This is a genomic window from Kribbella sp. CA-293567 (assembly GCF_027627575.1).
Lineage (GTDB): Bacteria > Actinomycetota > Actinomycetes > Propionibacteriales > Kribbellaceae > Kribbella.
Genome location: NZ_CP114065.1, coordinates 473,793 through 495,845, shown reverse-complemented (window position 1 = coordinate 495,845; position 22,053 = coordinate 473,793). Strand labels below are relative to the sequence as shown.

The window sequence follows — 22,053 nt, the reverse complement described above, 5'->3', positions numbered from 1 at the left end:
CTGCCCCGGCGCAAAGGCTCCAGCGCTCCCGAGCTGCCTGTAAGCTGGCTCCAACATGGCCAGCCCCTCTGCCCGTCAGGGCACGGGCTGGTTTTCTCTTGTGGGAGCACTGTCATGGACCTCTACACCAAGCCGCACCTCACCTTCGCCGACCAGGTCAAACTCCTGGAGAGCCGCGGCTTGCTCATCAGGGACCCGGGCGCGGCTGCTGACCTGCTGAGCGTCGTCGGCTACTACCGGCTGAGCGGATACTGGTACCCGTACCGCCGATCGATCCAAGGACAGGACGGGCGAGATGATCAGTTCGTCGCCGGGACGACCTTTGACCAGGTTGTTCACCTCTACGACACGGACCGCCGACTGAAGCTGATGGTGCTGGCCGCGATCGAGCGGGTCGAGGTCGCCCTCCGGGTCAAGATCGGCTTCACGCTTGGGCGACGCGGGGCTTATGCCCACCTGAACGGCGCCGCGCTGGACGGCCAGTTCGTTCGCGCCCGGCCCGGGCGCCTCAGCATCCACCAGGAGTGGCTGCAGAAGATTCTCACCGCTCAGACTCGCTCGTCCGAAGACTTCGTCGTCCATTTCAGGCGCAAGTACGACGGCAAGCTGCCGGTGTGGGTGCTCACCGAGATCATGGACTTCGGCTCGATGAGCTACCTCTACGGCGGCCTGAAGTCCGTCGATCGAGATGAGATCGCGCGAAGCCTGCGCGTCGTCGCTGCGAACGGGGCCGGCAACGGGCCTGCCCTGGTGAACTGGCTGAGGGTGCTGAACTACGTTCGCAACGTCTGCGCCCATCACTCGAGGCTGTGGAACAGGAACCTGGTCAGCCAGATCGCTCCGCGCCATCTCCGGGCGATCTCGCCGCTTGCCCACCTCGGTGACCCGAGCGGCGACAGCCATTTCCGGATCTATTCGACACTCTGCATTCTGGCCTTTCTGCTGCGGCGCTTCGGCGACGAGTCCCAGTGGGCAGCTTCGGTCCGGAATCTTCTGCAAACCGACATCCCTCGCTGCGGGCGACAACTCCACGAACTCGGGATTCCGGCAGGCTGGATCGACTCTCCCCAGTGGAGTAGCTGACCTACTGGTCCGGGTCGGGCTGCACGGGCTTCAGCGGTAGCCGGTGGTGTTGGCTGGTTTGCCCTGGGATTCCACCTCGACGATGTAGCGCCAGGCGTCCGGTTGGCTGCCGTCGAGGTCGGTGAAGTTGTAGACCTGGGCCAGTTCGCCGCTTGAGAGGGACTTGCCGTGGTAGCGGGAGACGTCGGGGTCGGCGGCCAGGGCGGCTACCGCGCGGCCGACGTACGACGGGCTTTCGGAGATGGCGAAGTGCGGGATCTTCTCGGTGGCGTCGCGCCAGTTCTCCTCGGTGACGCCGAAGCCCTCGAGCATCGCCTCCGAGCGGAGCCAGCCGGGGGTGAGCAGGATCGCGGTGGCGTCGTACGGCTCGAGTTCGTGGGCGAGGGCGAAGGCCATCCGGCTGACCGCGCCCTTGGCGACGTCGTAGAAGAACGAGACGCGGTAGTTGATCGCGTTGTACTCGTTGGTGCCGTCCGTCATCTCGATCACCAGGCCGCCGGGTGACTTGATCAGCAGCGGCAGCGCGAAGTGGCTGGTGATGGCGTGGGTCTCGACGCCGAGCCGCAGGAGCTTGAGGCCGTCGTCGAGGGGTGATTCCCAGACGGTCTTGTCCCAGCTGGGTTCGCCGGTCTGGCCCCAGATGTCGTTGACCAGGATGTGCAGCGCGCCTTGCTCGGTCTCGATCTTCTCGACCAGCGCCCGGACTTGCTCGGGGTCGGTGTGATCGACCCGTACGGCGATGCCGTGGCCGCCCGCCGCATCGACCAGCTCGGCGGTCTCCTCAATGGTCTCCGGCCGATCCATCTCCGAGCGCTGCGCTCGGGTGGACCGCCCGGTCACGTAGACGGTCGCGCCGGCCGCACCCAGCTGCACCGCGATCCCCCGGCCGGCCGCCCGCGTTCCGCCGGCGACCAGCGCGACCTTGCCCGCCAACGGCCTGGTCGGGTTGTCGCCTGCCGAAGGCACCGGTGCCCCGTCGCTTGCCACCGGTTTCGTCGTGTCGGTCATCTTTGCGCCTCCCGCTGTAGCCATACGCTGTATGGTTTCGTACCATACGACGTATGGTTAATGCTGGCAAGCCGGGTCGGCCCCGGGCCGGGGAAGAGCGGCTGAGCCGGCAGGCGATTCTCGAGGCCGCGCTGCGGATCGTCGATGACGAGGGCATCGAGGCGATGACGATGCGGCGGCTCGCCGCGACGCTCGGGGTGAACCCGATGTCGATCTACCACCATCTGCCGAACAAGGCCGCCGTCTTCGCCGGACTCGCCGAACTCGTCTTCGCGCAACTGGAGTCGTCGCCACCGGACGACAGCGTCTCCTGGCAGGACGAGCTCAAAAGCGCCGCGACGGCGTACCGGGACGCGCTGCGGGCTCACCCGAATCTGGCACTGCAGGTGCTGTCGGACACCTCGGCGGTCTCCGATGTCGTCGTCGTGACCGTCGAGCCGTTCTACCGCGCACTCGACCGGGCGGGCGCGTCGCCGCGGCAGATCTTCGAGGCGGTGAACACGATCATCGACTTCATCCACGGCTTCAGCCTCGGTGAGGCGTCGGTGGGCACGGACACCTTCGACCTGGCCCCCGACCTGCTCTCGCGGATCAGCAGCCTGCCTGCCGGCAAGGCGCCAACGCTGGTGCGGGTGGTGACCGAGTTGGGCGCCGAAGGTCTCAAGTACGACTTCGGCAGCGGCTTCGCCACCGGGATCTCGCTGCTGGTCGACGGTATCGAGGCACGCTTCAGCCTGTAGTCGGCGACGGTCGAGTCGGCGTTGGCCGAACCGTTGGTGCCGGATGGTTGGAGCGGGCGCTGATAATCAGACGTTCCCTATCGTCGGAGGCTCTCGATGCGCGCCAAGATCCTGTACGTCAGCGATCTCACCTATCCGGCTCGCGGCCGGCGCTACGGCGACGAGGACACCCTGCTCACCCGTGACCTGCGTGAGCACTTCGACCTGGCGTTGTGTCATCCGCTCGACGCCACCGCGTTGATGGACCGTTTCGACGCGGTCGTCGTCCGCAACAGCGGCCCGGTGCTGCACTACCAGGCCGAGTACGACGAGTTTCGGACGGCCGCGATCACCCGGGGTACCCGGGTCTTCAACCAGCTCACCGGTAAGGCCGACCAGATCGGCAAGCAGTACCTGGTGGAGTTGAGCGACGCCGGCTATCCGGTCATCCCGACCACCGACACGGACCCGTCGACTCTGCCCGAGTCAGCCGGGTACATCGTCAAGCCGAAGCTGGGCTCCGACTCGATCGGACTGCGAACGGTCTCCCGTGACCAGCTCACCACCCTTCCTCTCGACGGACTGCTGGCGCAGCCGTTGATCGATTTCCAGTACGAGGTGTCCTTCTACTTCGTCGACCGCGACTTCCAGTACGCGCTGTTCGCTCCGCAGCCTGATCGGCGCTGGGAGCTGCAGCCTTATCAGCCGACCGACGCCGATCTCGCCTTCGCGCAGCGGTTCGTCGACTGGAACGCGATCGACCACGGTGTCCAGCGCGTCGACGCCTGCCGCGCTCGCGACGGCGAGCTGCTGTTGGTAGAACTCGAAGACCTCAACCCCTTTCTCTCGCTGGCCTTGACCACGGACGATCGTCGCGCCGCCTTCGTCAATCGTCTGGTGTCGTCACTCACCACCTTTCTCACCTTGTGAAGCCAGCTCCGCTGATGGCTGCTCGGGCGGTGCCGGCGGTGCCGGCGGCGGAAGCGACGCCGGCGTGATCAGCGCGGTCAGGAACAGCGGAATCGTCAGGCCCGCCACCAGCGCGGGCAGCGTCAGCCACAGCGAACCCAAGGCGAAACCCGCATAGACCAGCACCGCGAACACCTCGGCGAACAACCCCGACACCGACGTCACCGTCGCGCGCGCCGGACCACTGATGGAGTCCTGCAACCGCGCCTCGGCCACGATGATGACGAGTTGCAGCACGCCGTAGCCGACAGCGATCGGCACGAAACCTTCAGCCGTACCGCTCAGCGCACCCCACGCCAGCACCCCTGCCGACCCCGCCAGTCCGACCGCGAGCAGCCAACCCCGCATCCGGTACGCCGGGCCCGCGAGCGCTCCACCGATCGCCTGAGCGGCCACCGTCCCGGCGATCAGCAACGGCACGAGCGTCGTCGAGGCGCCGATATCTCTTGCCAGCAAAGGGAAATACTCATCGAAAGCCAGGAAGCCACCGAGCAGGGCCACCAACCCGACGGCTCTGCGGACGACCCTGGTGGTCGCCACCTCGGTCAACCCTGACCGCAGCATGGCGGCATACCGGCCGATCGGACTGCTTCCGGCTTCTGCTTCCACCTCCTCTGTTTCGTCGGCCGTGGCGACTCGCGGCGCCTCCGGCAGGGACAGGGCAACTGCTGCCTGGGCCAGACAGCTGCCCACGCTGACGGCACCCAGCAACGGGTAGCCGCCGAGCTCGTACAGCGGTGATGCCAAGGCAGTGGCCGCCAGGTTCATGACCAAGGCCGCTGACTTGGCCCGGCCGATCAGGCCGGCGTACCGCTCGACGGCGGATCGCGCGGCGAGTTCGTCGTACACGAAGGCTTCGAACGTGCCGGAGACCAGCGCGGAGCTGATCCCCCAGAGCACGAAGCCGAGCGCGAACCCGGCGTACGAGGGAACGGCGATCCAGCTGGCATAGCCCAGGCCACTGACCAGGGCACCGAGGACCAGCAGTTTGCGCCGGGAGAAGACGTCCGCCAAAGCGCCGGAGGGCACCTCGAGAACGAAGGCGGTCGTCGACCAGATGATGAACAGCGTCGAGATCTGCGCTGCCGAGAGCCCGTGGTCGGTGAAGAGCAGGCCGTACACGGGGTACAACGGGATGAAGTCCCGCAACGCCTCGTAACCGACGATGCGCAGGGACAAGCGGTCAGGACGTCAAAGGTGCGGGCTCGAGTACGTCATACCTGCAAGATATCCGCGCACCCGCTACCGGAACAGAGCTTTTGTTCTGCCTGTGGACAAGTGCAGCACCTGGTACCGCGTGCCTGGCACGAGGCCCGGTTCGCCGCTCCACAAGGTGAAGTGCACCAGCTCCCACCGCGTCGGATCCACCGCCACCGCTGAGCTGTGGACACCAGGCAGTGTCGCAGTCCGCCGCAACTCCTCCAGCGCTTCACCGACCGGCCCAGTCGGATCTACGTCAGGTGGCAGCAACCGTACGCTCTTGGTCGCACCGGCAGCCGGTTGATCGATCTCCGGCCCGGCCACCGCCTCGGCGCCCGTCCAGTGCCGCACCACCGGCCGCCCGAACGACTGGCAGATCCCGCTGAAGAACGCCCCGCCCCACAGGAACCGGCTCATTCCAGCGGTGTCGTTCCACAGGTAGAACGGCGCGTACTGATTCGTCACCGCTCCGTTCGCCCGGTCCTGGACGAGGTACGCCTTCAGCCCGAGCCCGTCGAAGTCATCGGTCCGCGGCCCGTTCAGCTGCACCCGTCGCCGGATGATGCCCAGGTCGTAGTCGGCCGGCAGATTCAGCTCGTACTGCATCGCATACATCCCCGACATACTAGTAGGTACAGAAGAAACCGAGAAGCGGTTCCGGTCCTCCTCCGGCAGGCTTGGGGCATGACGGACGTGGGTGAGCGGGTCTGGCGGAAGGTTCCGGACGGGACGCGGGAGGCGCTGAGCCGAGGGCTGAGCCCGTCGGAGTTGCAGACCGCTCTACTCGACGTGAGCCGCGCGCGGGCGACTGCGGTGACGCCGTCGCGAGTCGTGCAGCGGTGGCGCGACGACCGGTTCGTGCGGCCGTCGGTGGTGGACCCACGGGCGTTGGTGCGGACGCAGGCGCTGCTGTGGGAGCGACTGCCTGAGAAGTTCGCGGGCGTGGAGTTGTCGCCGTTGACTCCGCTCGGTACGTGTTCGGCCGTCGCGACCGTCGACCAGAACAAGGTCGTCAGCACGATCCGCGGTACCGAGGTGGCGAGTGATCCGACCAACGAACTGGCGATCGAGGCCGCCGTACGCCGTCGCGCGGGGCAGGCGCGAGTCGACCTGGCCGCGTGTCAGCGCGTGGTGCGCGCGCAAGCGGTCGAGGGACCGGGCATGTTCGCGCATTTCCAGCTGTTCGCCCTGGTGTCGAGTGCGCGGGACACCGGGTCCGGGCTGGTCGAGGCGGAACTCCTGGTGGACCACCTGCGCTTCTGGCAGGACGTGCTGGGCGACGAGGCCCGACTGACGTTCACGACCTTCGCCCGGACCGCCGTACGAGAGCGGATCGACGACACCGTGCGGCCCGCGCTGAAGGTGGAGTTCGGCGAGGATCCCGGGCGGGACAAGGGATCCAACTACTACTCCAGTACTGCGCTCGGCGTCGGCGTCGGTGACACCGAGCTCGGGGACGGCGGGTTCACCCGGTGGACCGCGGACCTGCTCGGTGATGCGAAGGAGCGCTGCTTGATCTCCTGCGTGTCCACCGAGCGGCTGACCGCGGTGCTCAGCGGAGCTTGAGCAGGGCCGCCTCGGTGGGCGTGAACCCGCAGGCCCGCACGTAGAAGTCGGCCAGGTGCGGCTCGTAGTCCACATGCAGCCACTCGCAGCCGGCTGCCTTCGCCTCGTCGGCGGCGGCGAGCACCAACCGGCGACCGATGCCCTGGCGGCCGTGGTCCGGATGCACGGCTGTGTCGAGCACGAAGGCATGTGCGCCACCGTCCCAGCAGACCTGGACGAAACCCACGAGCTGATCGTTGCTAAAAGCACCTACCCATGTGAGCGCATGCCGCTCCAATCGCGCCGACCACGGCTGCAGCTCGACCACTGACCCGAAGGCGATCGCGTGCAAGGTGGACAGCACGGTGTCGTCGACGGCGAAGCGAACGCGGTAGTCGATCACGAAGCGGCTTCCGTGCTGATCAGGATGACCGTGCTGCTGCTGGTCAACGGCAACCTGTCCCGCGCCGCTCGGAGTCCGGCCAAGGTGGCGGCTCCGCTAGCACCGGATGAGATGCCGACTGCTCCGAGGTCTTCGACGGCTTGCAACGCCTCGCTGTCCTCGACTGTGACTGCAGCATCGAGCCCAGCGCGTAGTACGGGCCAGGCGAGACTTGAGGGCGTGCCGCAGTTCAGACCGGCCATCACTGTCCGGCCTGTCGACACAGTGATGGGTTTACCGGCCTGGAGGCTCGCAGTGACGCAGGCGGCGCTTGTCGGCTCCACACCCAGCAGCCTCGGTGCTGCAACTCCGCTGCGGTAGTGAGTGACGGCTGCCTGCGCGATGGAGCCGACACCCATCGGCAGTACGACCAGGTCGGGCTCAGTGTCGATCTCGCGGAAGAGAGTGGAGTAGCCGTCGACGATGTACTGCGGGATAGCCTCGTAGCCCGGCCAGGCCGAGTCCTGGATCAGTAGGTTGTCGCCGGTCGCCGCGGCGGCAGCAGCAGCAACCACTGCAGCGTCGTACGAGCCTTGGATGGTGGTAACTGCAGCACCTTCCGAGCGGATCGCTCCGACCGCGCGTTCGCTGATGACAGCAGGAACGAAGACGTGCGCCCTGAGACCGAGTGTGGCGGCCATCCGGGCTACTGCGCGGCCGTGGTTGCCATCGGTCGCCGTGACCAGTTCCGTGGTCTTCGGGTGGTCTTGCAGAGCCCTGTGGATGGCCCACCAAGCTCCCAGCGCCTTGAACGCGGGCAGGCCGAGCCGCTGGGACTCGTCTTTGACCAGCACCCTCCCGACACCCAACTCGGCCGCCAGCACGGGTACTGCGATCAGCGGGGTCGGCCGGTAGCCGTCGAGCGCCTGGTGGAAGGCAAGCACCTCAGCGGGCGCGGCCGTAGTACGCCAGGCTTTCGCAGCCGGGTTGCTGTGCCAGAGCACTGACTAGGCGACCAGGGCGAACGCTTGGGCCGAGGCGGAGTAGGCAGTCGGGGTGGAGGCCACTTGCTGCGGAGCGGACTCTGTCACGCGGATCGAGGTGGTCTGCAGGCGCAGCGGCAGCGTGGCCCGGACCGCGGTGGCCAGGTCGAACTGGACCTCGGTCAGCAGGTCGCTGAGCTCCAGCTCCAGCGCGCGGCAGATCGCGGCCAGGATCTCCGAGGAGGGCTCCTTGCGGCCGCGCTCGATCTCGGACAGGTACGGCACCGAGACCTGGGCCTGCTCGGCTAGCTCGCGCAGGGTGATCCCCCGCTCGCGCCTGAGCCGACGGAAGACGTTTCCGATCACCTGGCGTAGCAACACGTCTGGTCCTCCTCGGTGGTCCGTGGTCCTGTTCCGAGTGTGCCACCCCGCACGGGTCTGCGGAGGGCAGATCTGCCAAGGGCAGATTCCCGGGACGCGACCGGCCGGCGCGGTCACGCTGGAGGAATGAGCGAGACCACCGCACCGAATGCCCTCGACAACCACATCTACCAGCGCCTGCTCTGGCAGCGCATCATCGTGCTCGGCGACGAGATCAGGGACGAGAACGCCAACGCGCTGTGCGCTCAGCTGATCCTGCTGAACGCCGAGGACCCGACGGCGGACATCTCGCTGTACATCAACTCGCCCGGGGGTTCGGTCTCGGCCGGGCTGGCGATCTACGACACGATGAACTTCATCAGCAACGACGTCGCGACGTACGCGATGGGGCTGGTCGCCTCGATGGGACAGGTGCTGCTGGCCTGTGGGGCGGAGGGCAAGCGGTACTCGCTGCCGCACGCCCGGATCATGATGCACCAGCCGAGCGGCGGGATGGGCGGGACGGCGACCGACATCAAGATCCAGGCGGAGCAGTCGGTACTGGCGAAGAAGGATCTGGTCCGGCTGCTGAGTGAGCGGACCGGGCAGCCGGTCGAGCGGATCGATGCCGACTCCGACCGCGACCGCTGGTTCACGCCGGAGCAGGCACTCGATTACGGAATCATCGACAAGGTACTGCGGCAGCCGGTGCCGGTGCTCGGCTGAGTCGCCGGGTGGGGCCGGCTTGAGCCGGCCCCCGTGGACTGGCTCAAGCCGCTCCGGCTAGCCCAGGGCCTGGGCGAGGTCGGCGGTGAGGTCTTCCGAGGCCTCCAGGCCGATGCTGAGGCGGAGGAGGTTGGCGTGGGGCTTGGCCTCTTCGGCAACCAGCCGGTGGGTGAGACCTGCCGGGTGCTGGATGAGAGTGTCGACTCCGCCCAGCGAGACAGCGTGCGTGATGAGCTGCAGCGACGCTGCCACCCGTGCGGCAGCGTCGTACCCGCCGGTGGTGGTGAAGGCGAGGACGGCGCCCGGTCCGGCCTGCTGCCGTCCGATCAGGCCTAGCGGGTCGCACTCGGGCAGACCCGGGTAGTAGACGTTATCCACAGCCGGGTGTGTGCTCAGCCAGTCGGCCACCTTCTCCGCCGACGCCTGCTGCGCACGGATCCGTACCGGCAGTGTCTGCAACCCCCTGTGCAACTCGTACGCCGCCAGCGGGTGCAGCAGTCCTCCGGTGAGCGCACGGACCTGCCGCAGCCGAGCGGTCCACTCGGCATCCGCCGCGACCACTCCGCCCATGACGTCGCCGTGCCCGCCCAGGTACTTGGTTGCCGAGTGCAGGACGAGAGTGGCGCCATGCTGTGCGGGCTGCTGCAGCACTGGTGTCGCGAAGGTGTTGTCCACAAGTACCGGTACGCCGTTGGCATGGCGAACGGCTGCGGCGATATCCACAAGCTCCACGGTCGGGTTGGCGGGCGTCTCCACCAGGACCAGTCCCGTGTCGGGGCGGATGGCGTCGGCGATACCCGTGGGGGTCACCCAGCTGACCGTCGTCCCCAGAAGGCCTGTGGATAACAGGTGGTCGGAGCCGCCGTAGAGCGGGCGGACAGCCACTACGTGCGGGCGGCCGGCGACGACGGTGGCGAGCAGTGCGGCCGAGAGGGCTGCCATGCCGGAGCCGAAGGCGACTGCTCCCTCGCAGTACTCGAGCTCGGCGAGCGCCTCTTCCAGGCGGGCGACGTTGGGGTTCCACAGGCGCTGGTAGACGAGGCTGCCGCCGTCCGGGCCGTTGCCGAGCGCCAGGGCGTCGTACGACGCTCCCCCGCTCGCCACGCCGGGCAGCGGGTAGGTCGTGGAGAGGTCGATCGGGGGGACGTGGACGCCGAGCGCGGTCAGGTCGTCGCGGCCGGCGTGCACGGAACGGGTGTCCAGCTGGGTCATAGCGCCTCCTCGGTGATGCGCCGATGGTGGAATCTTGTGCGGAGCAGACGCAAGAGTTCCGAATAAAATTCGTCCACAGGCTTGTCCACACGCTGTGGATTCTGTGGATGAGACTTACAGTGGAGGCATGCCGAAGGATCGTCGGACGCCTGGACCGGCCCCGCGGCCGGTACCTGCCGCGCTCGACGAGGTCGATCAGGAGCTGGTCCGGCTGCTGACCATCGACGGCCGGATGCCGAACAACGCGCTCGCGGAGGCGACCGGGATCGCCCCGTCGACGTGTCTGACCCGCGTGCGCTCACTGCGCGATCGCGGGGTGATCCGCGGCTTCCACGCCGACGTGGATCTGGCCGCGCTGGGGCGTCCGCTGCAAGCCCTGGTGGCGATCCGGATCGGCGCGCACTCCCGCGACGAGATCGATCGCTTCCGGGCGGCGGCTCCGCACCTACCCGGCGTACTGTCCCTTTTCCACGTCAGCGGCGCCAACGACTACCTGATGCACGTGGCCGCCGAATCGCCCGACGCGCTCCGCGACTTCGTCCTGGATCACCTGACCGCGGACCCGGCCGTCATCCACGCCGAGACCAGCCTGATCTTCGAGCACGTCCGGGGAACCCACAGCTGACCTGTGGATAACTTGAACGGTGCTGAGACGGCCGCGCTGTGCCGGTAGTGGTCGAACTCCTCCGGACCGCCACCACAGACCAAGCCCCGCCGCCGAGCGGCTTCGTCCGCTGGCCACGCTCAAAACTTCTTCGTTGGTCCACGCAGCGGAGGGTTGGTCAGTGATGGAGGTCCGGGCCTGCGGGAGACCTGCTCTCGAGCAGGCAGGTCAGCGGGGCTTCAGGCCCCAGGCCCGGGCGAGCAGGTCGTAGGAGTTGCGGCGCTCGGCCGGGTTGTGGATGTTCGTGGTGATGATCAGCTCGTCCGCGCCGGCGGAGTGGGCCCGGGCGGTGAGTTCCTCGACGACCTGGTCGGGAGTGCCGACCGCGACCAGGCCTGCCCACTCTTCGACCGCCGCGCGTTCGCCGTCGGACCACGGGTAGGCCGAGGCTTCCTCGGGGGACGGGAGCGGGCCGGGGCGGCCGGAGCGGAGGCGGAGCATGGAGAGCTGGTTCGCGAGGCTGAGGGCCTCGGCGCGTTCCTCGGTCTCGGCGACGATCGCGGCGAGGGCGAGGATGGCGTGCGGCTCCGCCTGCTCGGCGCTGGGCCGGAACTGGTCGCGGTAGGCGCCGATGACGCCGGCCGGGTCGAGGTTGCCGAAATGGCCGGCATAGGCGAAGCCGGTGCCGAGGGCTGCGGCCGCCTGACCGCCGTACGCGCTGGAGCCGAGGATCCACACCGGCGGCAGCGGGATGTCGTCGGGCTGCGCGGAGATCGGGGCGAAGGGGTGACCGGCCGGGAAACCTTCGGCGTACGCGCGGAGCTCGGTGTACTGCTCGGGGAAGTCGTCGGCACTGAGGGCCTCGCGGCTGCGGCGGAGCGCGAGTGCGGTGCGCTGGTCGGTGCCGGGGGCGCGGCCGATGCCCAGGTCGATGCGGTCGGGGTACAGCCCACCGAGGACGCGGAAGGTCTCGGCGACCTTGAGCGGTGAGTGGTTCGGCAGCATGATGCCGCCGGAGCCGACCCGGATCGAGGTGGTGGCGGCGGCGACGGCCGCGATCATCACCTCGGGGCTGGTGCTGACCACGCTGGAGATGTTGTGGTGCTCCGCCAGCCAGAACCGGTGGTAGCCGGCTGCCTCGGTACTGCGCGCCAGTTCGAGCGTCTCGTGCAGCGCCTGGGACGGACGCGTTCCCGTCGGCACCGGGGAGAGGTCGAGCACGGACAGGGGAATGGGCTCAGCAGTCACATTCAACGCCAACCACCCGGTCGCCGGGAGTATTCCGTACGGCGGTCGCGCGGTCGGTCAGGCTGGGTAGGGGGTGAGCAGGCGCGCTTCGCGGAGGGAGCGGGACCACCAGGCCAGTTGGTCGAGGAGGGCTGCGGCGGCCAGCGGGGTCGTGGGGTCGGCGGGAGCGCCGGCCGCGGTGAAGGGATCGGTCGGCTGGTGGAAGCTGAGCGTCTCGCGGATCGTGACGGCGTGGAGTTCACCGAAGACCTGACGGAGCTGTTCGGCGGCTCGCAGGCCGCCGGAGCGCCCGCCGTACACGATGAATGCGACGGGTTTGGCGTACCAAGGGCGGCGGACCGCGTCGATCGCGGTCTTCAGGTCGCCGGGGTAGCCGTGGTTGTACTCGGGACAGACGATCACGATCGCGTCCGCCTCGTCGATACGGTGCGGGAGCTCGGTCAGCGGGGTCCGGGCGAGGTCGATCGGGTCGAGCTTGAAGTCGTCGCGATTCTCGACCTCGCGGGCGAACCACTCGGCCACCACGGTGCTGAAGCGGTCCGGCTCGGCGTTCCGGACGAGCAGGGCCAGGCGGAGCGGGTGCACAGTCACAGCTTCGACGGTAGGACCTCAAGACGACTTGAGGTCAAGCTCACCGCACGTCTGAGCGGCTGAGCCGGCCGGGTCAAAGGCTGGGCGCGGCCAGGGCGACCGGCTCAGGCGGCGGAGCCTTGAGGTCCAGCGAGAAGTTCGCCGCACGCATCAGCGCGGCCGCTTCGGCAGAACGCTGCTCGGGTTGCGGAGCAGGGGCTGCCGCGGCTTCGGGGGTTTCGGTGCCTTGCACGGTGGTCGCCGTTCTGTGGTGGCTTCAGTGAGGTGAAGCGAAGCTGTGAGGATCTTCCGGACGCCGCATCGTGGACGGCCCGTCGCGCTTCGGCGATCTCGGCCTCAGGCTGGAGAAGGTCCTCGTCGTCCCGGCAAGGGGTCGATGCGATAAACTCAACAATTTATGGCTGCGACCAGAGAAATCACCGAACGTGGCTCTGGGAACCATTGGGCGCAGTTTATCACGAGGGGTTTGAATTGCTGAATCCGGTCCAGGCCGAACAGGTTTACCTGTCCACTTTCTACGCGACGCTCGACCGTGAGCGGGAGCGGACCGAGGGGCGTCGCGAGGACGAGCAGATCGCCGGCACCCGGAACGCGCAGGCCCTGCATCAGCGCGACGGCCGGATCCGCGACCTGAACGCCAGGCTCTCCCGGCTGAACGCCGCCGAGGAGGGTCTGGCGTTCGGGCGCCTCGACGACGAGCACGGCGAGGTGCTGCACATCGGCCGGATCGGACTGCACGACGAGGACTACGAACCGCTGCTCGTCGACTGGCGCGCGCCCGCCGCACGGCCGTTCTACATCGCCACGGCGGTGGTGAACGAGGGAATCGTCCGCCGGCGGCACATCCAGACCAGGCTTCGCCAGGTCGTCGACGTCCAGGACGAGCAACTCGATCTGGACCGGACCGCGGACGGCGCCTCGCAGCCCGGCACCGGCGTGGTCGGCGAGGCGGTGCTGCTGAGCGCGCTGGACGCCCGGCGGACCGGCACGATGGAGTCGATCGTGCGCACGATCCAGGTCGACCAGGACCGGATCATCCGCTCCGGCCTGGCCGGCGTCCTCGTCGTCCAGGGCGGCCCGGGAACCGGGAAGACGGCCATCGCGTTGCACCGCGCCGCTTTCCTTTTGTACACCCATCGCGCTCAGCTGGAAAAGCGCGGAATTCTGGTGGTCGGGCCGAATGCGACATTTCTCCGATTCATCGGTCAGGTGCTGCCGTCACTCGGTGAGGACGGGGTTCGGCTCGTCACCGTCGCGGAGCTGTACCCCGGGCTCACCGCGACCCGTCCGGAGCCTGCCGAGGCGGCGGAGGTCAAGGGCCGCGCGGTGATGGCCGACGTGATCGCGACCGCCGTCGCCGATCGCCAGTGGGTGCCCGAGCAGCCGATCGAGGTGACCGTCGACCGCACCGTACTGCGGGTCGAACCGTCCGCCGTCGAGGAGCTCCGCGACCGGACGCGGGCTCGCCGGCTGACCCACAACCAGGCTCAGCCGTACTTCACCAAGGACTTCATCGACCACCTGGTCGCGCAGTACGCCGACATCATCGGTGAGGACCCCCTCGGCGGCGAGAACCTCCTGGACGACTACGACCTGCAGGAACTGCGCAGCGAGGTGGTCGCGGAACCGACCGTGCAGGCGTTGCTCGATCGCCTCTGGCCCGCGCTCACTCCGCAGCGACTGCTGATCGACCTGTACGGCGACGAGCAGCGGCTCGCGTCGGCGGCGCCTCAGCTCGGCGCACTCGACCGTGAGCACCTGCTCCGGTACGGCGACGACTGGAGCCCGGCCGACGTGCCGCTGCTCGACGAGGCCGCGGAACTGCTCGGCGACGACGGGCGCGAGCTGGCTCGTGAACGGGCCGAGCGCGCCCGGGCGATCGCCTACGCGCAGGGGTCGCTGGATGTCCTGTCCGGCTCGGGTTCGACCGACTTCGACGAGGACGACGAGGCAGAGGTCCTGTCGGCCAAGGACCTTCTCGATGCCGAAGCGCTGGCCGCGCGCTACGAGGCCGACGACGACCGCACGCTGGCCGAGCGCGCTTCGGGCGACCGGCGCTGGACCTACGGGCACGTCATCGTGGACGAGGCACAGGAGTTGTCGCCGATGGCATGGCGGGCGATCGCGCGGCGCTGCCCGTTGCGGTCGATGACGCTTGTCGGCGATGTGGCGCAGACCGGCGCGGCCGGTGGCGGCACAAGCTGGCGGCAGGTCTTGGCGCCGTCGTTCGGGGACCGCTGGCGGCTGGCGGAGCTGACACTCAACTACCGGACCCCCGCCGAGGTGATGGAGCTCGCTGCGGACGTACTGCGTGAGGTCGACCCGACTGCGCAGGCCCCGCGGTCAGTGCGCTCCACCGGGGTTCAGCCGTGGCACGTGGATGCGTCACCGGCCGAGCAAGCCGCGTATGTGAGCAAGGTGGCGCACGAGGAGACGCAGTACGGGCAGGTCGGCGTCATCACTTCGCGGCACCGGCTCGAGCTGGTGCAGGAGGCGGTCGGCGACGTACCCGGCGTGACGGTCCTGACGGTGGCAGGCGCGAAGGGACTCGAGTTCGACTCCGTCCTGGTCGTCGATCCCGACGGCATCCTGATCGAGTCGCCACGCGGCCTACGCGACCTGTACGTCGCGCTGACGCGTTGCACCCAACGCTTGGGCGTCATCGGTCCGCTGCCCGACGTACTGCGCGACTCGGCTGCCTGGGGAGAACGCAGCTAGTGGTTGGAGCAGCACTTGAGCTGGTGCTCGACCTCGAACGGAATCAGTACGCCGCCGGCGGCCGGCTGGACCAGGAGGACCACCTGGCCGTCGCGGCGGACCGGGCGGACGTAGTCGCGGGTGTCGACCAGGGTGGTGTCCTCGATGGATAGTCCGCCGAGGCCCTCCACCTGGTCGATGCCGCAATGGGCGCGGAGGTCGGCGGCCGTCAAGGTGCCCCGGGCGTTCTCTTGACCGGGGAAGACGACCAGGCGTCCCGCAGTACCGAGTGCTGTCTCTACTGCCGCCACGTAGGCACCGCGGATCAGTCTGCTGGGTCCTGCGACCTCTGGCTCCGCTGCGCCCGCACGGATGATCGCCGAGCCCACCTCATGACCGAGAGCGGCCTGGTCGAAGCCGGTCGCGGTGATGGAGAGCGCCAGGTGGCCGCCTGGCACCACGTGGGTGCAGGCGACCGCAGGGCCGGTCGCGGACTCCAGCAGGCCGTGGAGGAGGTGTTCGGCCTCCACGGCGTCTGCGGAGTCCGCATCGACGGCGATGATCATCGGGTCGGAAGCACCCAGATCGGGTTGGTGTAGAACCACAGGTCGACCCACGGGTCGGCGTCGCCGACCACATCGAGCTGCGGGCCTTGCGGGTCGATCGCTGCACCGAGGTAGCCCGGCTGGCTGCGGTTGCCGTCGGTACCGCGCACGCGGACGTAGTACGGCGCCTCGACCTTGCCCAACGGCAGGACCAGCTCGAAGGTGCCGCGCTTGCCGGAGGTGTCCCACTGGCGGATCACCTTGGTGTCGGGAGCTGTGAAGGTGTCGCGATCCCGGACGGCACCCGTCACCGCTCCGCGGATCGCGTCGACGCGGTTCAGCAAGGGCACGAAATTGGCCCAGTTCGGCACGTTCTGAGCGGTGATCCGGACGACCAGCTCGACGGCGCGGCCCCGGCGTACGTGCAGGGCGCCGCCGAGCGGCTCGCCGTAGCGCTTGCCGACCTCGCGGACCTCGACCTCGACACCCTTGACGAGTGCGCCGTGATCGACCCAGACCCGGCCGTTGCGCAACCCTTCCATCACCGACAGGTAGTCGCGCCGGTCGGCGCCGACATGCGTGCGGCTGTAGAAGCCCGGCCAGAAGTCGCCCGCGGTGCGGTTGACCGTGTTGCCGTAGACGGGGTCCATGTACCGGCCGTCGCGGTCGAACTGGGCCTGGTTCGAACCGTCGGGGCGACGGGACGTCTCGTTCCAGTTCACGTGCGAGTCGGAGTTGGCGCTGATCCACCACGGCTTGCCCTCGGCGAGCAGGCTGTCCCACAGCCCGCCGACCGTCGCGGTCATCCAGTCGAAGCCGCCCCAGGTCCGGTAGGACTCGGCCGGGTAGCCGGGGAAGGAGTTCGCGTTCGGGGAGTTGCCGTAGAAGCCGCGGGCCGAGCCGGAGCCGATCGCCGCGGGCAGACCGGCGGCCTGGTGGCCTGGCGCGCCCTCGAACCCGACGGCGATCCGCGGGTCGGCGTCGCGCCAGTTGCGGATCTCGTGCGGGCTGTCGATCCCGTTGCGGGCTGGGTGGTTCGCGAGGAACATCGCGTCCTGCACCCGGCGCCGGTCGACCTGCTGGCCGAGCCACTGGATGCCGGAGACCGCGAGCTGCTCGTTGACCGGGGTGTTGGCGCCGGCGTTCTGCACCCCGCCGTCGTAGCTGTTCTCGAACTGCTTCAGTACCTCGACCTCGCGGCTGCCCGGCGCGACGAAGACCGTGCCGTGCTCGGCGGCGGGGATGTTCCACTCCAGGCCCTGGAAGATCAGCGTGTCCTTCAGTTCCGACCGGGCCGCCTTGATCTGCGGGTTGACCAGGTCGACGCCGATCCGGGCGTGGGTGGCGCCACCGTGGTCGGTGATGACGAGCCAGTCGAGACCGTTGGCGGCCGCGTGCTGCGCCTGGTCGATCACCCGGTACATGCCGTCGGAGCTCAGCTGGGTGTGGATGTGGTGATCGCCCGCGAGCCAGACGTTCGGCCGGCGGCCGGCGCCGAAGACGTGTCCGGTCGGCGTGGTCGCGGCGGCGAACTCGGCGCCGGAGACGGCGAGCGCGGCGGCGCCGCCGAGGATGCCCGCCGAGCGGAGCAGTCCGCGACGCGACAGCTCGGACGGCGAGAGGTCGGTGTCCGGGATCGACTCGTCGAGTGCCGCGGTGGTGGCGGCGTCCAGCTCGGTGTTCGGGTGGTGATGGTCGTGATCGTGCCCATGACCGTGGCCGTGCTCGTGGCTGTGGTCGTGACCGTGGTTGTGGTCGTGACCGTGGTTGTGGTCATGACCGTGGTCGTGGCCGGCGTGGTCGTGGGAGTGTCCCATCGTGCGTCCTCTCGGATGGCGGAATCCAGCGGGATCATCACCTTTCCGGATGACCGCAAGGTGTTGTCCGGATGAACCTCCGACCTCACCCCTTGCCCTCGAACGCCTTGTTTTGCGACCATGTCGCACCTGTCCGGACGACTGTTACGGTGACTCGCAGTGAAGCGCTCTGTGTGGGTGATCTTTCTGTCCGCTGCCTTGGTGGTCTCCGGCGGCGGGCTGCTCGTGTTCACCGCCGTCGGCGGGTTCGACCAGCCGGAGCCGGATCGGCCTCAACGGCCGACTGTTGCTTCGAGCAACCGAACGGCGACGGCCGGCAGCGCCACGAAGTACGTGTTCCCGGTGGCCGGTTGCCGGGCGGACGCGTCGCAGAGTCATCACGACTACCCGGCGTCGGACATCTTCGCGGCGAAGGGCTGCAAGTTCGTCTCGCCGGTCGACGGGCGGGTGGACGAGGTGACCCTGGTCGACACCTGGGACCAGAAGACGAACGTCGGCCGCGATCGCGGTGGGCTGTCGGTTTCGGTCGTCGGCGTCGACGGGGTCCGGTACTACGGGTCGCACCTGTCAGCGGTCGAGGTCGAGCCGGGGCGGGTGGTACGGGCCGGACAGACGCTGGGCCTGACCGGCAAGACCGGAAGCGCGCAGGGGACGCCGCCGCATCTGCACTTCGGAATCAGCTGGCCGACCGTGGCCGGGCACTGGTGGATCCGGCGAGGTGCGGTGCCACCGCAGGCGTTCCTCAACGCGTGGCACGACGGCAGACAACTCTCACCCGTTGCCACCGTGGCCAAGGCCAAGCGTTCGTACGGCGTCGATCGAGCCTGTCGTTCGTACTGCTAGCGGAGACCGCGGAAGAACGTGCGGATGTCGTCCACCAGCAGGTCGGGGGCTTCGAGCGCGGCGAAGTGACCGCCTCGCGAGTACTCCGTCCAGTGCGTGAGGTGGTGCTCGCGTTCGAGCAGGTGCCGCATCGCGGGGTCGGTCGGGAAGACGGCGACGCCGGTCGGAACTCCACTCGGCGCCGTGGGGTAGGTCCCGCTTTCGTAGTACAGGTTGGCCGACGTGGCGCTGGTGTTGGTGAACCAGTAGATGGAGACGTTGGCCAGCAGGTGGCCGAGCGCGACGGCGTCCTCCGGCAGGGCCCGCGCCGGATCGGTCCAGTCGTGGAACTTCTCCAGGATCCAGGCGAGCTGGCCGACCGGTGAGTCGCTCAGCCCGAACGAGACGGTCTGCGGCTTGGTCGACTGCAGTACGGCGTACCCGGTGCCCGTCGCGCGGAGCTGCTCGGCGCTGGCGAGCTTCGCCTGGTCGGTGGCGCTGAGGTCGTCGAGATCGCCGGGTCCGGCGGCTGGGAACGCGAGACCGCCGTTGAGATGTACGCCGATGACGCGGTCGGGCGCCAGGCGGCCGACGAGAGGTGACACCACCGATCCGGTGTCGCCACCCTGAGCGCCGTACCGGTCGTAGCCGAGTCGTTCCATCAGCTCGATCCAGGCGCGTGCGATGCGCAGGTGATCCCAGCCGGACTCCGCCAGTGGGACCGAGAACCCGTGCCCGGGCACGGAGGGCGCGATGACGTGGAAGGCGTCGGTGGCCTCAGCGCCGTACCGGGTGGGGTCGGTGAGCGGCCCGATCACCTCGAGGAATTCAGCGACCGACCCCGGCCACCCATGCGTCAGCAGCAGCGGGACGGCAGCCGGCTCGGTCGATCGGGCGTGCAGGAAGTGGATCGTCTGCCCGTCGATCTCCGTCGTGTACTGCGGAATCGCGTTGAGCCGGGTCTCCCAGGCCCGCCAGTCGAACTCCAGCCATCGCTCGACCGTCCCTCGCAGGTACTCGACCGGTACGCCGCGCTCCCACTCCCCCGGCAGCGATCGCGGCCAGCGGGTCGCCCGAAGGCGCTGCCGCAGCTCGTCGATCGCTCCCTGCGGAACGTCGACCCGGAACGGGGAGAACACAGCTGTCACCCTACGAGCGGGCCGAGGTCAGTGACCGGCGTTCGTCTCAGTTCGGAAGCCGGCGCGGTACCACGCCTCGAGACATTCCGGGATGCCGCGGAATATCCCGATCTCGCGGCCGGACAAAAACGTCCGCACCGGAGAACCTTGCCAGGTTTCGGTGCGGACGATGAAAGTTTTTTCAGTTCAGGCGCATTTCGGTAGTACTGGTAGTTCACTCAGGCGCATCCGAAAGATCGAGGGCGCCGGCGAGGGGCGGTTGGCCCACTCTCACCGGCCGCCGATCGATGGTTCAGCGGGGTGCTACGTCCCACATGCGCTCGCCGGGCAGGGGGTCGGGGAGCCGGTCGACGACGGGCATCGGGTCGTTGGTGACCCGGAGTCCGGCGAAACGACGGCTCATGGCGTGTGCGTAGCGCTCGGCCAACGCCGGCTCGGCGTTGTAGTCGGCGATCACGTGCTCACCGAACCAGACTCGTACGCGTCGGCGCTCAGACGTCTGGGTGGCGGTGGCGGTTGTCACTTGTCCTCCATGCAGTTCCAGGGTGGTCGGCCTAAGTCGCGGAGCGAGCGCGGTGCCGGTGCGCCGTGTGTTCACCGTCACGTCAGATCCAACGGACGACCGGAACGGAAGGTCACGCGCGAATTCTGGGCAATTGTCCAGAATCTTTTGTACACCTGGCCGACCGGTCTCGAAATTGTGTTCGAATACGTCGGGAGACCTAATTCATAGCGTTTCCTCAGGTACGACACGCCGAGGTGGCCTGGTGGGGCTCCGTAGGCTGGACCGGTGACCATCGAAGACGCTGGGACCAGAGCCCTGGCTGTTCCTGACCGGGTCGTGCTGCCGACCGGGATCGCCACCGTCCAGACCGAGCACCTGATCGGGGACATCAGCGACGCCCTTCGCCTGCTGGACGCCGTCGAGCGGGTCCGCGGCCATGCCCACCCGCTCATCCTCGGCCTGCAGGACGCCGTCGGGATCAAGATGCCGGCCGCGCTCGTGCTGAGTGCCATCTCCAACGGCCACGACTCCGCCGAGGCCGTCGCCGCGCAGGTCGGTACCTCTGCCGGCGAGGCCGGGCTGGCGATCGCCGAGCTCGTCGACCTCGGCCTGGCGCGCACTACCCCGACCCTCAGCGTCACCGGCCTGGGGCAGGCCCGCTTGTCCCAGCTGGACGGCCTGACCGTCCGAGTCCTGGACGTCGTCACCGGCATCCTCGGTCCGGCCGATGCCGCGCAGCTGATCCGGCTGCTGCACACCGTCGCCGACGGTCTCGAGTCGGCCGCCATCACGGCCCCGGTCTCCGACCAGCTGGCCCCGACCATCCTGCACAACTGACAGCGGCGCCGAGGTGACGCCGGGAGGAGACACGCCCTAGCTGACCGGCGTCGGGTCGTCGTACTTGCCGAGCTGTCCCTCGTAGCGCCGGCCGTTCCGGAGGGGCCACGCGTACGCCGTACAGCCGTGCAGGCCGAGCGTCTGTTGCTGCATCACGGGAGCCGGCTGTCCCGGCCCGGGGCACAGCTCATGGGCGTTGCCGAGGCGGTGGCCGGTCTCGTGGTTGAGCATGTACTGCCGGTACGTCGCGAGGTCGGCGCCGTAGTTCGGGATGCCTCTGGCCCAGCGGGCGACGTTGAGGACGACGCGATCGCCGATTCGGCAGCTCGTGTACTGGTCGAAGCTGCCGCCGCAGTAGGTGTCGCGGGTGGCGGGCGTGACCAGCATGAGGCGGAAGTCGGCTGCCTGTCCGGGGCCGACCTGGCGGAAGCGGCGCTTGCCGTCGGACGTCCAGCCTTGCGGAGCGCCGTAGGTCTCGCGGACGAAGCGGGCGAACTGCGGTGGGTCGATGCCTTTGATGCCGCCCTCGATTGCGATCTGGAAGGTGTAGATCCGGCCTGTTTGGCCGATGGTGGTGGGGTTGGCGGGGAGGGTCGTGAGGGTGGTGGTGCCGCGGGTCGGGTAGGTGATCGCTGGGTTGCCTTGGCCGGGGGCCGCGTTGGGGTGGGGCGTTTGGGGTGGGGTTTGGAGCTCCGTGTTGCCAGGGTCGGCCGGGTTGGCGGGCTGGACGGCGCTGTTCGGTGCGGTCCGCTTCTGCGAGCCAGTGCCTGCGGCGGAGGCCGGCGGGTCGGCGGTGGGCGCTGAGATTGACGGGTCGGCGCCGGGCACTGAGGTGGACGGATTGGCGCCGGGGACTGAGGTCGATGGGTCGGCGGTGGGCGCTGAGGGCGGTCGCTGTGGGTAGTTGTTGTGGGCGAAGGGGCTGGCGGGGAGCTGGGACAGGGCTCCGGCCATGATCGCCGCCGCGATCACCAGGGCGGCGACTCTCGTCTTGCGCATCAACAGCTCCTCACCCGCGCCCGGCCGGGCACGTCCTCACCCTGTTCTTGCCTGAACGGGCG

24 protein-coding genes are annotated in these 22,053 nt (G+C 68.6%); 9 read left to right on the top strand and 15 right to left on the bottom strand.

Annotation, left to right across the window (positions count from 1 at the left end):
* Positions 1-114 precede the first annotated feature (114 nt).
* Positions 115-1,083: an Abi family protein gene (locus OX958_RS02370; RefSeq protein WP_270135398.1), complete on the top strand. Its 969-nt coding sequence runs from the start codon at positions 115-117 to the stop codon at positions 1,081-1,083.
* A gap of 30 nt (positions 1,084-1,113) precedes the next feature.
* Here OX958_RS02370 and OX958_RS02365 read toward each other — a convergent pair whose 3' ends face one another.
* Positions 1,114-2,091, bottom strand: coding sequence for an SDR family oxidoreductase (locus OX958_RS02365; protein WP_270135397.1), 978 nt, complete (start codon positions 2,089-2,091; stop codon positions 1,114-1,116).
* A 53-nt stretch (positions 2,092-2,144) separates the two neighbouring features.
* On the opposite strand from OX958_RS02365, the gene OX958_RS02360 reads away from it, so the two are divergent.
* Together OX958_RS02360 and OX958_RS02355 are read left to right on the top strand one after the other, a co-directional pair.
* A complete protein-coding gene (locus OX958_RS02360; RefSeq protein WP_270135396.1) occupies positions 2,145-2,831 on the top strand; it encodes a TetR/AcrR family transcriptional regulator in 687 nt (228 codons plus the stop codon).
* Positions 2,832-2,927: 96 nt separating this feature from the next.
* A complete protein-coding gene (locus tag OX958_RS02355; RefSeq protein ID WP_270135394.1) occupies positions 2,928-3,740 on the top strand; it encodes a hypothetical protein in 813 nt (270 codons plus the stop codon).
* Here OX958_RS02355 and OX958_RS02350 read toward each other — a convergent pair.
* Positions 3,714-4,958: an MFS transporter gene (locus tag OX958_RS02350; protein ID WP_270135393.1), complete on the bottom strand. Its 1,245-nt coding sequence runs from the start codon at positions 4,956-4,958 to the stop codon at positions 3,714-3,716. The genes OX958_RS02355 and OX958_RS02350 overlap by 27 nt on opposite strands.
* A gap of 63 nt (positions 4,959-5,021) precedes the next feature.
* On the bottom strand, positions 5,022-5,594 hold the full coding sequence (locus OX958_RS02345; RefSeq protein ID WP_270135392.1) for a DUF4865 family protein: 573 nt from the start codon (positions 5,592-5,594) through the stop codon (positions 5,022-5,024).
* A gap of 69 nt (positions 5,595-5,663) precedes the next feature.
* Here OX958_RS02345 and OX958_RS02340 point away from each other — a divergent pair, with 69 nt between their 5' ends.
* Positions 5,664-6,545 carry a hypothetical protein gene (locus OX958_RS02340; protein WP_270135391.1) on the top strand — a complete coding sequence of 294 codons (882 nt, stop codon included), beginning with the start codon at positions 5,664-5,666 and terminating at the stop codon, positions 6,543-6,545.
* Here the strand turns inward: OX958_RS02340 and OX958_RS02335 are convergent.
* The 3 genes from OX958_RS02335 to OX958_RS02325 are packed head-to-tail and all read right to left on the bottom strand — an operon-like array spanning position 6,532 to position 8,270.
* A complete protein-coding gene (locus OX958_RS02335; protein ID WP_270135390.1) occupies positions 6,532-6,927 on the bottom strand; it encodes a GNAT family N-acetyltransferase in 396 nt (131 codons plus the stop codon). The genes OX958_RS02340 and OX958_RS02335 overlap by 14 nt on opposite strands.
* Positions 6,924-7,910 carry a pyridoxal-phosphate dependent enzyme gene (locus tag OX958_RS02330; RefSeq protein ID WP_270135388.1) on the bottom strand — a complete coding sequence of 329 codons (987 nt, stop codon included), beginning with the start codon at positions 7,908-7,910 and terminating at the stop codon, positions 6,924-6,926. The genes OX958_RS02335 and OX958_RS02330 overlap by 4 nt, the downstream gene beginning before the upstream one ends.
* Positions 7,911-7,913: 3 nt before the next feature.
* A complete protein-coding gene (locus OX958_RS02325) occupies positions 7,914-8,270 on the bottom strand; it encodes a helix-turn-helix domain-containing protein (RefSeq protein ID WP_270135387.1) in 357 nt (118 codons plus the stop codon).
* A gap of 126 nt (positions 8,271-8,396) precedes the next feature.
* On the opposite strand from OX958_RS02325, the gene OX958_RS02320 reads away from it, so the two are divergent.
* Positions 8,397-8,975, top strand: a complete 579-nt coding sequence (locus OX958_RS02320; RefSeq protein ID WP_270135385.1) for a ClpP family protease — start codon at positions 8,397-8,399, stop codon at positions 8,973-8,975.
* 57 nt (positions 8,976-9,032) lie between these two features.
* Here OX958_RS02320 and OX958_RS02315 read toward each other — a convergent pair whose 3' ends face one another.
* Positions 9,033-10,187: a trans-sulfuration enzyme family protein gene (locus tag OX958_RS02315; RefSeq protein ID WP_270135384.1), complete on the bottom strand. Its 1,155-nt coding sequence runs from the start codon at positions 10,185-10,187 to the stop codon at positions 9,033-9,035.
* Positions 10,188-10,314: 127 nt separating this feature from the next.
* Between OX958_RS02315 and OX958_RS02310 the strand changes: the two genes are divergently transcribed.
* The gene (locus tag OX958_RS02310; RefSeq protein WP_270135383.1) at positions 10,315-10,812 is read left to right on the top strand and encodes an Lrp/AsnC family transcriptional regulator; all 498 of its coding nucleotides are present in this window, start codon (positions 10,315-10,317) and stop codon (positions 10,810-10,812) included.
* Between the two features lie 207 nt (positions 10,813-11,019).
* Here OX958_RS02310 and OX958_RS02305 read toward each other — a convergent pair whose 3' ends face one another.
* The 3 genes from OX958_RS02305 to OX958_RS02295 all read right to left on the bottom strand — a co-directional run bounded on the left by OX958_RS02305 (position 11,020) and on the right by OX958_RS02295 (position 12,862).
* The gene (locus OX958_RS02305) at positions 11,020-12,039 is read right to left on the bottom strand and encodes an LLM class flavin-dependent oxidoreductase (RefSeq protein ID WP_270135382.1); all 1,020 of its coding nucleotides are present in this window, start codon (positions 12,037-12,039) and stop codon (positions 11,020-11,022) included.
* A 57-nt stretch (positions 12,040-12,096) separates the two neighbouring features.
* Entirely contained in the window at positions 12,097-12,630 is a 534-nt protein-coding gene (locus OX958_RS02300) for an NADPH-dependent FMN reductase (RefSeq protein WP_270135381.1), read from the bottom strand.
* A gap of 73 nt (positions 12,631-12,703) precedes the next feature.
* Positions 12,704-12,862 (bottom strand): hypothetical protein, encoded by a 159-nt coding sequence (locus OX958_RS02295; protein ID WP_270135379.1) that lies wholly within the window; start codon positions 12,860-12,862, stop codon positions 12,704-12,706.
* A 239-nt stretch (positions 12,863-13,101) separates the two neighbouring features.
* Between OX958_RS02295 and OX958_RS02290 the strand changes: the two genes are divergently transcribed.
* Complete coding sequence (locus tag OX958_RS02290) at positions 13,102-15,348, top strand: HelD family protein (RefSeq protein WP_270135378.1); 2,247 nt, start codon at positions 13,102-13,104, stop codon at positions 15,346-15,348.
* On the opposite strand, the gene OX958_RS02285 is transcribed toward OX958_RS02290, so the two are convergent.
* Positions 15,345-15,893, bottom strand: a complete 549-nt coding sequence (locus OX958_RS02285) for a hypothetical protein (protein ID WP_270135377.1) — start codon at positions 15,891-15,893, stop codon at positions 15,345-15,347. The two genes, OX958_RS02290 and OX958_RS02285, sit on opposite strands and share 4 nt — an antisense overlap.
* Positions 15,890-17,689, bottom strand: a complete 1,800-nt coding sequence (locus tag OX958_RS02280) for a PHP domain-containing protein (RefSeq protein WP_270135376.1) — start codon at positions 17,687-17,689, stop codon at positions 15,890-15,892. The genes OX958_RS02285 and OX958_RS02280 overlap by 4 nt, the downstream gene beginning before the upstream one ends.
* Before the next feature lie 159 nt (positions 17,690-17,848).
* Between OX958_RS02280 and OX958_RS02275 the strand changes: the two genes are divergently transcribed.
* Positions 17,849-18,532, top strand: a complete 684-nt coding sequence (locus OX958_RS02275) for a M23 family metallopeptidase (protein ID WP_270135375.1) — start codon at positions 17,849-17,851, stop codon at positions 18,530-18,532.
* Here the strand turns inward: OX958_RS02275 and OX958_RS02270 are convergent.
* Both OX958_RS02270 and OX958_RS02265 read right to left on the bottom strand, forming a co-directional pair.
* Positions 18,529-19,650, bottom strand: coding sequence for an epoxide hydrolase family protein (locus tag OX958_RS02270; RefSeq protein WP_270135373.1), 1,122 nt, complete (start codon positions 19,648-19,650; stop codon positions 18,529-18,531). The genes OX958_RS02275 and OX958_RS02270 overlap by 4 nt on opposite strands.
* 292 nt (positions 19,651-19,942) lie before the next feature.
* On the bottom strand, positions 19,943-20,173 hold the full coding sequence (locus OX958_RS02265; protein ID WP_164602023.1) for a hypothetical protein: 231 nt from the start codon (positions 20,171-20,173) through the stop codon (positions 19,943-19,945).
* A gap of 267 nt (positions 20,174-20,440) precedes the next feature.
* Here OX958_RS02265 and OX958_RS02260 point away from each other — a divergent pair, with 267 nt between their 5' ends.
* Positions 20,441-20,992, top strand: coding sequence for a MarR family transcriptional regulator (locus OX958_RS02260; RefSeq protein WP_270135372.1), 552 nt, complete (start codon positions 20,441-20,443; stop codon positions 20,990-20,992).
* Between the two features lie 36 nt (positions 20,993-21,028).
* Here OX958_RS02260 and OX958_RS02255 read toward each other — a convergent pair whose 3' ends face one another.
* Positions 21,029-21,991 (bottom strand): DUF3152 domain-containing protein, encoded by a 963-nt coding sequence (locus tag OX958_RS02255; RefSeq protein WP_270135371.1) that lies wholly within the window; start codon positions 21,989-21,991, stop codon positions 21,029-21,031.
* Positions 21,992-22,053: the final 62 nt, after the last annotated feature.